We start from the raw sequence: 9,009 nt of genomic DNA, 5'->3' as shown, positions 1-9,009 counted from the left end.
CCGGGCATGGAGATATCCAATATCACAATATCGTATTTCTTTTTAGAAATCTTTTCCATGGCCTCCGAGCCGTCGGAAGCCTCGTCTATCGACCGGGATATCCCCTGCTCGGTTATTATCTGGCGAAGGCCCTTGCGGACGATAGGATGATCGTCCACTAAAATAATGTTAAGCATTACACTCCTTAGTGCTGAGTGGGATGTGAACCGCTACGGTGGTGCCCCTGCCGGGCAGCCCGGCAATTTCCAACCTGCCGCCCCAGGGCCGGATCCTCTCCCTTATTCCCACCAATCCCAGAGAGCCGTCGCCGGAGATCTTTTGGCTGGTTATTCCGCACCCATCATCGGCCACGGCAAGAATTAGTTCGCCCTTGCCCTGTTCCAGCGCTACCGCCACCCGGGACGCTTTGGCATGCCGGGCGACATTGGTCAGGGCTTCCTGGAGAATCCGAAAAAGAATGGTGGACAACTCCGTTTCACAGGTCAGATCCTGGGGATCAACGGTAAAGGAGTATTCCATCTTGGTTCTATGGCAGAAATCCTTTAAAAGCCACCTCATCGACTCGGCCAGCCCCAAATCGTCAAGCTGCGGGGGGCGCAGGGCCGAAGATATCCTTTTAATCACCTGCATGGACTGCTCTACCACCAGGTCCATTTCCTTGATGCGTTTTCTCATATTTTGCGACCGGGGTGATGCCAGGGACCACATGGCCTTTAAATCAAACTGCATAACTGTCAACAGTTGCCCCAACTGATCGTGAATCTCCCGGGAGACATGGGCCCGCTCCTCCTCCCTGGCCTTATCCAGATGCACCGCGAATTTTCTCAGCTCAATTGTTGTATACAGCAATTTCTGCTCGGTCTTTCGCCTTTCCCGGATATCTGCCCGGATAAGAAAATAGCCGGTGGTCAGCAGGGCCAGGGACAGGCCTATCAACATTTGAAGAGTAATGCGGGTCTGCTTTGAGATGCGCAGGGATTTTTGTTCGCTGCTCACCAGCTTTTGCCCCACATCCTTCTTGATCTGCTCTATCTTTTCCACCAGATCGTCCACCGTAGTTTTGTCGCTGTCAATCTCCAGTGCGGCGTTCATTTCGTCAGTCCTGCCCTGTTTTCTCATTTCCATGACGCTGGCGATGAAGTCTACCTTGGCATCGAACATCTGCTCAAGCTCGGAGACATGGATCACTGCGATAGAATCCTTGGCCGTTAACTCTTCCAGATGCTTTAGTTGGTCGTGTATCTTGGCTTTGTATGAACTATATTGCTGCAGATGATTTTCCTTGCCGCTGATGATATAGGTCTTCATCCGGCTCTCGGCGGCCTCTATTATCGACAGAGTGGTTTCCAGTTCCTTCAGTATCACTTGGCTTTGGATCACTTGCTGGCTGGTGCGCATGGAGACGGTGGTTCTTCGGTAGGAAAGAACCCCGGCCAGGGCCAGTAACCCAAAAGCAAAAATAAACCCGAAAAGGATGGTCTCTTCGAATTTCAATCTAAACATATTTTTCAGCCGATGATTTCATTTCTTGGGCGGGGTTTCCACGTGTATGGTTATTGATACCTCCGGCATCTCGCTCTGAAGATCATTTTCCAGGTGATCGGTCAGGTTGTGGGCCTCCTCCACCGTCTTATCGCCCTTCACGGTCAGGTGCAGCTCGCCAAAGACCTTGTTCCCGCTGCGCCGGGTCTTGATATCATGAAAATCCACGAACAGGCCGTCATGCTTTTTCAGGATTTCTATTATTCTGGCCTCCTCCTCGGGACAGGACTGGTCCATCAGTCCGGTGGATGATTTTTTTATCAGATCTATCCCCATTTTTGCCAGCAATACCGCCACTCCGATAGCCAAAGCCGAATCCAGAAAAGCCCACCCGGTGAACTTGGCCAATATCAGCCCTGCCGCCACGGCTACCGATGACAGTACATCGGAGAGCAGATGCTTGGAATCCCCTTCCAGGGCTATGGAGCCGAACTTGCGGGAGGTTCTTAAAAGCATCCAAGACAGCAAGCCGTTCAATCCGGTGGCCCCCAACGAGACGATCAGCGCCAGGTTGACATTGAACAGCTCCATGGGGTGCAGCAACCGGTCTATGGCCTTTTCGGTTATCAATACTGCCGCCACGATGATCAGAAAACCCTCGATCAGGCTGGAGATGTTCTCCACCTTCTGGTGGCCGTAGTTATGAGAGCTGTCGGCCGGCGAGTCTGCCAGGCAGACGGCGTACAGCATCACCCCCGAAGCGATGATGTTGACCACCGATTCCATGGCATCGGACAACAGGGCCACCGAGCCTGACAGGAAGTAAGCCGCCAGCTTCATCCCGAATATCACCAGCCCACCGGCCAGGGTGAACAGGGCCATGCCTTTTTTAGTAATGCTCATAAAATTGATTTAATGTATGATCAAATTATAAAACAACCATGATCAAAAACCGCACCAAATAAATAAGATTCTTGGTGTCTTAGTGCCTTTGTGGTAAAAATATATTTGCTATCCGGTATTATTCCTCTGATTCCACACCGGGCTTGCTCCGGCGCGACCGGCGGCGGTCGATATCCGACAATATTTTCTTTCTTAACCTGATGGCCTTGGGGGTCACCTCCACCAATTCATCATCGGCGATGAACTCCAGGGCTTCCTCCAGGGTCATTATCTTGGGCGTCGTCAGGCGAATGGCCTCCTCCGAGGTGGAGGACCGCTGGTTGCCCAGTTTTTTGGCCCTGGTGACATTGACCACCAGATCGTTTTCCTTGGGCCTTTCCCCGATTATCATCCCCTTGTAGGCCTTATAACCCGGGCCCACGAACAGCATGCCCCGCTCCTGGATGGAATCCAGCGCATATGAGGTGGCGGTGCCGGTCTCCATGGCTATCAGCACCCCGTTGACCTGGGCGCTGATCTCGCCCCGGTAGGTCTGGTAATCCAGAAAGTTGTGATGCATGATGCCGGTCCCCCGGGTATCGGTCAGAAACTGCCCCCGGAAGCCTATCAGCCCCCGGGCTGGGATGTTGAACTCCAGCCGGGTGCGGCCCTTGCCGTCGGCCTTCATGTTCTGTAGCTCGGCCTTGCGCTGGCCCAGTTTCTCCATCACCACGCCCACATAGGCATCATCCACGTCTATCACCAGGTACTCGAAGGGCTCGCAGGTCTTGCCGTCGATATCCCTGAGGATGACCTCGGGCCGGGATACCTGCAATTCGTAGCCCTCCCGCCTAATGGTCTCTATCAGAATGGAAAGGTGCAGCTCGCCCCGCCCGGAGACCTTGAATGAATCCGGCGATCCGGTGTCCTCTATCTTCAGGCCCACGTTGGATTTCAGCTCCCGGGCCAGCCGGTCCCTGATCTGGCGGGAGGTTACATAGGCCCCGTCCTGCCCGGAGAACGGGCTGTTGTTCACCGAGAACAGCATGGAGATGGTGGGCTGGTCGATGTCCACATAGGGCAGGGCCTGGGGATCCACTGAGTCGGCGATGGTCTCGCCGATGTTGATCTCCGGAAAACCGGCCAGGGCCAGGATATCTCCGGCCGTTACGTCCTGCACCTCTATCCGTTTCAAACCCTCGAAACCGTAGATCCTGGTTATTTTTTCGATCTTGGTGGTCCCGTCCTTCTTGATCCGGGCCGCCAGCTGGCCGGATTTCATCCGGCCGTTGAGGATCCGGCCGATGGCCAGCCGCCCCACATAATCGTTGTAATCCATGCTGGTAACCAGCATCTGCAGGGGCTTATCCGGATCCCCCGGCGGGGACGGCACTTTATTTATGATCACATCAAAAATGGGTATGATATTGTTTCCCGGTTTTTCCAATTCTATGGTGGCGGTGCCCGATTTCCCTGAGGCGTAAATCACCGGAAAATCCAGCTGTTCATCGGTGGCATCCAGGGAGACGAACAGGTCGAACACCTGGTCCAGTGCCCAGTGGGGCCGGGCATCCGGGCGGTCTATTTTATTTATCACCACTATGGTCTTAAGATCAAGCTTGAGGGATTTCTGCAGTACGAACCGGGTCTGGGGCATGGGGCCGTCCACCGCATCCACCAACAGCAGAACGCCATCCACCATCGACAGCACCCGCTCCACCTCGGAGCCGAAATCGGCGTGGCCCGGAGTATCTACGATATTGATCTTATATTCCAGGTAATGGATGGAGGCGTTCTTGGAGAAGATGGTGATGCCGCGCTCCCGTTCCAGGGGGTTGGAATCCATCACCAGTTCGGGCACCTCCTGGTTATCCCTGAAAAGTCCGCTCTGCCGGAGCAGGGCGTCCACCAGGGTGGTCTTGCCGTGATCTACGTGGGCAATGATGGCGATATTTCTTAGTTTTTTGTCGGTCATTTATTTTATCGGTCCTTTTCCTAACCCGGACTAGCCGGAATCAAATTAGACAGGATTAACATGATTTACCGGATCCAGTATTTTTTAATTGCCTGTTATGTAAAATCTTGATCATCCTGTAAATCCTGTCAGATAATATTATTTACAGTTTGTATAGAATTTCACTTTTTGTGACTATTTGTTTTTTCCGGTTCCTGCAGGATCTTGTATGTTAAATCATCCTTCTTTTCAATCTGGAATCCCTGCTTGGTCAGCGCTTCGTAAGCCGCACTGCGAACGTAGTCATCGGCGTCATTCAGGGCTTTTTTAAGCGACTTGACCGCCTTCTTGTCGGTCCAGCCCTCCAGGCTCTGGGCGGCGGTGGCCCTCACTTCGAATTTATCGTCTTTTAAAGATCTCTGGAGAAATTTGAAAACCTTATCATCATGGATATGAGAGACCAGCTTTAATAGATTGACCTTGACCAGCCGGGAATCGCTTTTCCAAAACTTCATCAGTGAATCCAGCCGGGCCTCCAGGCTGTCCGGAGGAAAATTCTTCAGGTTCTTATAGGCCAGCGAGGTCAGATTCTCTTCGCCCAGATATCGCACAAAAGTATTCAGGGCCGGATAATATGGCCTGGCAGAAAGTTCCAGCAGGGCGTTCTCCTTCAGTTCGTCGGGGGCGTTCACCAGCAAAGAGGCCCATTCTGCCGCTCGCTTTGATCTTTTGGCCCGCTTGGCCGAGATGTATTTTTTGATGCTTCCCAGGTAAAAGTCCTTGCTGGCGTCCGACACCGCCACCACCCCCTGCTTATTGGCAAAGCATTCGTAATAGGCTCTCCTCGGCAGACGGTATCTGGATAGGAATTTTCCGGAAAGACTGTTGGGCTTTAAAAAAGCTATAACATTCTGACCCTCGGCAAAATAGCGGGGATCGGCCCGGAACTCGGGGGATTGGATCACGGTAATTTCCTTGATCATAGAACTGCCCTTGACCACCTCCAGCACCTTAAGCCGGTAAAAATAGTCTCCGACCAGTTCATCCTGGTCCTTGGCCTTTTTATTTTTGACCACCAGCTCCCTTACCTCAAGCACGCTGGCGTAAACGATCAGGGGCGAAGAATCTATCTTGTCGCCCATGGTGTAGGCCCGGTCGAAGGCATTTGCCGGTTTTGTGCAAAGACAAAGGACTGCTGCGAAAATTAATGATAGGATCTGATTTTTCATGTTTGATATTTTATTTTTAATTTATCATTACTCGTATCTTATGGCCTCAACCGGATCCAAGCGCGACGCCTTCCAGGCCGGATAGATGGTGGCCAGAAAGCTTATCAACACCGCCGCTACGGCCACCAAGGCAAAGTCCCAGGGATTCATCTGCACCGGCAGCTTGTTGATGAAGTAAACATCGGCCGGCAGATCGATGAACTGATATTTAGCCAAAAGGATGCACAGTACATAACCGATGATCAGGCCGATAAAAGTGCCCACCGCCCCCAGGGTCAGCCCTTCGTAGATGAATATCCGCATGATGCTGCGGGAGGTGGCCCCCATGGATTTGAGGATTCCTATCTCCCTGGTCTTCTCGATGACGGTCATGATCAGGCTGGAGATGATATTGAAGGCCGCCACCGTGATGATCAGCACCAGTATCAGGAACATCACCGTCTTCTCCAGCTTAAGGGCGGAAAAAAGGCTCCAGTTAAGGTTCATCCAGTCGTTATAGCGGTACTGGGCCGGGCCCAGTTTCTTGACGATCTCCCGTCCCACCTGCTGGGCCTGGTAGATGTCGGTGATCTTGACCTCGATGCCGGTTACCGCGTCACCCATGTCCAGAAAATCCTGGGCTTCGTTGAGTCCGATGAAGGCCAAGGTGGAATTGTACTCGTACATCCCGGCGTCGAAGACCCCCACCAAACGGAACTGCCGGGCCCGGGGTACCAGCCCCAATGGAGTGGGCCGGGCGGCCTGGGGCGAGGCCACGGTTACCGTGTCTCCCAGGTGGGCCACCAGCCGGTCGGCCAGGTCCACCCCCAGCACGATGGCCGGCAGGCTGTCGGGAAATGAGCGGAAATCATAGTCGCCGGAGATTATGTTCCGCGAGATGTCTGTAACCGTCCTCTCCATCTCCGGGTCCACCCCCCGTAGCACCACCCCGTCCACCCGTCCGCCCACCGCGATCATGCTCTTGGTGTAGATGAAGGGCGAACTGCTGATTACCGAGGGCAGGGAATCTATTACCGGGATGATCTTTTTATAATCCTCTATGGCCTGGTTGTGGTATTTGAGGATTATCACATGGGCGTTGGTCCCCAGTATCCTGTTCCGCAGGTCGGTCTGGAAGCCGTTCATCACCGACAGGACTATCACCAGGGCCGCCACGCCAACGGTGATCCCGGCCAGCGAGATGAAGCTGACCACCGAGATGAACCCGGTCCTTCGTTTGGCCTTGAGGTGCCTCTGGGCTATGAAAAATTCGTAGGACATAATACTTTCTGTTTGCTTTCTGCTTAACGCCGCCTCACAGTCATTGCGAAATCGGCCCCTGCTTTACAAATGAAGCAATCTAAAAAATGGATCGCTTCGTTTGAACAATTACATGACATTCTCGCGATGACTAAAAAAGACACGGTCTGGCGGACTTTATTGGGCGGATCACGATCCGCCCCTACTGTATACCGAATACTGTCTACCGTATACCCATCTTGACTTTTATATCTGAATTACTCCGGCTTCATGGTGGGGAAGAATACGATCTCCCGCACCGACTGTGAATTGCTGACTATGGCGAAGAAGCGGTCCAGCCCCACACCGAACCCGCCGCAGGGCGGCATCCCATGTTCCAGGGCTTCGACGAAATCCCGGTCGTACATCTGGGCCTCGGCGTCGCCTTTTTCCCTAAGGCGAGATTGTTCCTCGAACCTGGCTCTCTGATCCAGCGGATCGTTGAGCTCGGAGAAACCGTTGCCCACCTCGGCCCCGGCGAACAGCACCTGAAAACGCTGGACATATCCGTCGCGCGTCGGGTGCTTCTTGGCCAGCGGAGAGACATCCAGCGGATGATCTATCAAAAAGCACGGCTGGATCAGCTCCGGCCGGACGAATTTTTTGTACACTTGATCGATCAGTCTTCCCCGGCCCAGTTTGGGATCGGGCTTGATGCCCATCTCCTTGAGCTTGGGTATCAGAGATTCGGTGGTGGGATGCTGGTCCAGGTCGATCCCGGCTTTATCGATCAGCAACTGGCGATAGTCATAGCGGGGCCAGGGACCCTTGAAATTGAGAACCTTGTCTTCGAATTTGATCTCCAGACTGCCAAAAGTCTTTTCCAGCAAAGTGGTGTACATCTCCTCCACCAGGGGCATCAATTGATTATAATCGGCGTAGGCCCAGTAGAACTCCATCATGGTAAATTCCTGCAGGTGCTGGGGGCTCATCCCCTCGTTGCGGAACACCCGGCCCATTTCGTAGACCTTGTCGTAGCCGCCCACGATCAGCCGCTTGAGATGAAGCTCCAGCGATATTCTTAAGAACATATCTATGTCTAAGGCGTTGTGATGGGTACTAAAAGGCTGGGCGTCGGCCCCGCCGGGGATCAGCTCCAGGCAGGGAGTTTCCACCTCCATGAATCCTTTGCTATCCATGAAATCGCGCATGGCCTTGACGAATCTGGTGCGCTTGATGAACAGCTGTTTGACCTCCGGGTTGGCGATCAGGTCTAAGTATCTCTTGCGGTAGCGCAGCTCCACGTCCTGCAGACCGTGGAATTTCTCGGGCAGGGGCAGCAGGGATTTGGACAGCAGGACCACCTCCTTGGCGTGGATGCTTACCTCTCCGGTCTTGGTCCGGAAGATCTTTCCCGAGACCCCGATGAAGTCGCCCAGGTCGTAAAGTTTAAAGGCCTTGTAGCTCTCCTCGCCCACTTCGTCCTGGCGGATGTAGCATTGTATCTTGCCGCTGTCGTCCGAAAGATGCAGAAAGGCCGCCTTGCCGTGTCCCCGGATGGCCAGTATCCGGCCGGCCGCCTTCACCTCCCGTCCCGATTCGATCAGCTGGTCCGGTGCGGCCAGGATCTCCGCCGCCTTGATGTCGGCCTGATAGGAATAGGGATAAAGCTCTATCCCCATCTTCCTTAATTCTTCAAGCTTATGAATTCTCTCGGCCCTCTCCGGGATCTGGTTCTCGTTTTGTTCGGGCATCTATTGCTTCCTCTTTTTATTTTAAAACATATTGCAGTAGTAATAATTTATTTAGCCTTTTAATTCAAGGTCGATTTTTAATTTATCCGTGTTTTTGAATTGAAAAATTGTTTTAAAAAGATTATGCGTTAGTTGGATAATTTCCTCTGAATTGTTACCAACATTTGCGTACAAACCAGTAGAGTCAACTACATACTCATGATATTTTAAATTTATTACAATATCTCTATTGATTACGTCATTTGGTTTAAAAACAAATCCACTATTATTTAATTCTGAAGAAACTTTATTAATAACTTCATTTCTATTTTCTCTATTATGATCAGATATTGGCCAATAAAGCATAAAACCATACTTCTCTAAACCATATTGTACAAATTCAACTTCATTTTTTCCTGTAAAAATAATAAATCCTTTATCATCAGGATTTGCCGACAATAACATTTTTATAGCTTCCACTCCATCAATTTCTTTGAAGGCATTTTTATTT

General features: G+C 52.1%; 8 protein-coding genes. All 8 read right to left on the bottom strand.

Annotated features, from left to right (window positions below; translation table 11 throughout):
* On the bottom strand, nucleotides 1-176 hold a 176-nt coding region (locus KJ869_05225), incomplete at its 3' end, for a response regulator transcription factor (GenBank protein ID MBU1576594.1).
* Nucleotides 169-1,503: a CHASE3 domain-containing protein gene (locus KJ869_05220; protein MBU1576593.1), complete on the bottom strand. Its 1,335-nt coding sequence runs from the start codon at nucleotides 1,501-1,503 to the stop codon at nucleotides 169-171. The genes KJ869_05220 and KJ869_05225, both read right to left, overlap by 8 nt.
* 18 nt (nucleotides 1,504-1,521) lie before the next feature.
* Entirely contained in the window at nucleotides 1,522-2,385 is an 864-nt protein-coding gene (locus KJ869_05215) for a cation diffusion facilitator family transporter (GenBank protein ID MBU1576592.1), read from the bottom strand.
* Nucleotides 2,386-2,503: 118 nt separating this feature from the next.
* The gene (typA, locus tag KJ869_05210) at nucleotides 2,504-4,339 is read right to left on the bottom strand and encodes a translational GTPase TypA (GenBank protein MBU1576591.1); all 1,836 of its coding nucleotides are present in this window, start codon (nucleotides 4,337-4,339) and stop codon (nucleotides 2,504-2,506) included.
* Nucleotides 4,340-4,500: 161 nt separating this feature from the next.
* Nucleotides 4,501-5,547: a HEAT repeat domain-containing protein gene (locus KJ869_05205; protein MBU1576590.1), complete on the bottom strand. Its 1,047-nt coding sequence runs from the start codon at nucleotides 5,545-5,547 to the stop codon at nucleotides 4,501-4,503.
* Between the two features lie 27 nt (nucleotides 5,548-5,574).
* Complete coding sequence (locus KJ869_05200; protein MBU1576589.1) at nucleotides 5,575-6,807, bottom strand: lipoprotein-releasing ABC transporter permease subunit; 1,233 nt, start codon at nucleotides 6,805-6,807, stop codon at nucleotides 5,575-5,577.
* A 236-nt stretch (nucleotides 6,808-7,043) separates the two neighbouring features.
* Nucleotides 7,044-8,519 (bottom strand): lysine--tRNA ligase, encoded by a 1,476-nt coding sequence (gene lysS, locus KJ869_05195; protein MBU1576588.1) that lies wholly within the window; start codon nucleotides 8,517-8,519, stop codon nucleotides 7,044-7,046.
* Nucleotides 8,520-8,570: 51 nt separating this feature from the next.
* On the bottom strand, nucleotides 8,571-9,009 hold a 439-nt coding region (locus KJ869_05190; GenBank protein ID MBU1576587.1), incomplete at its 5' end, for a hypothetical protein.

This window comes from Candidatus Edwardsbacteria bacterium, from assembly GCA_018821925.1.
Classification (GTDB): domain Bacteria; phylum Edwardsbacteria; class AC1; order AC1; family EtOH8; genus UBA2226.
This window is presented reverse-complemented; position numbering and strand designations above follow the sequence as displayed.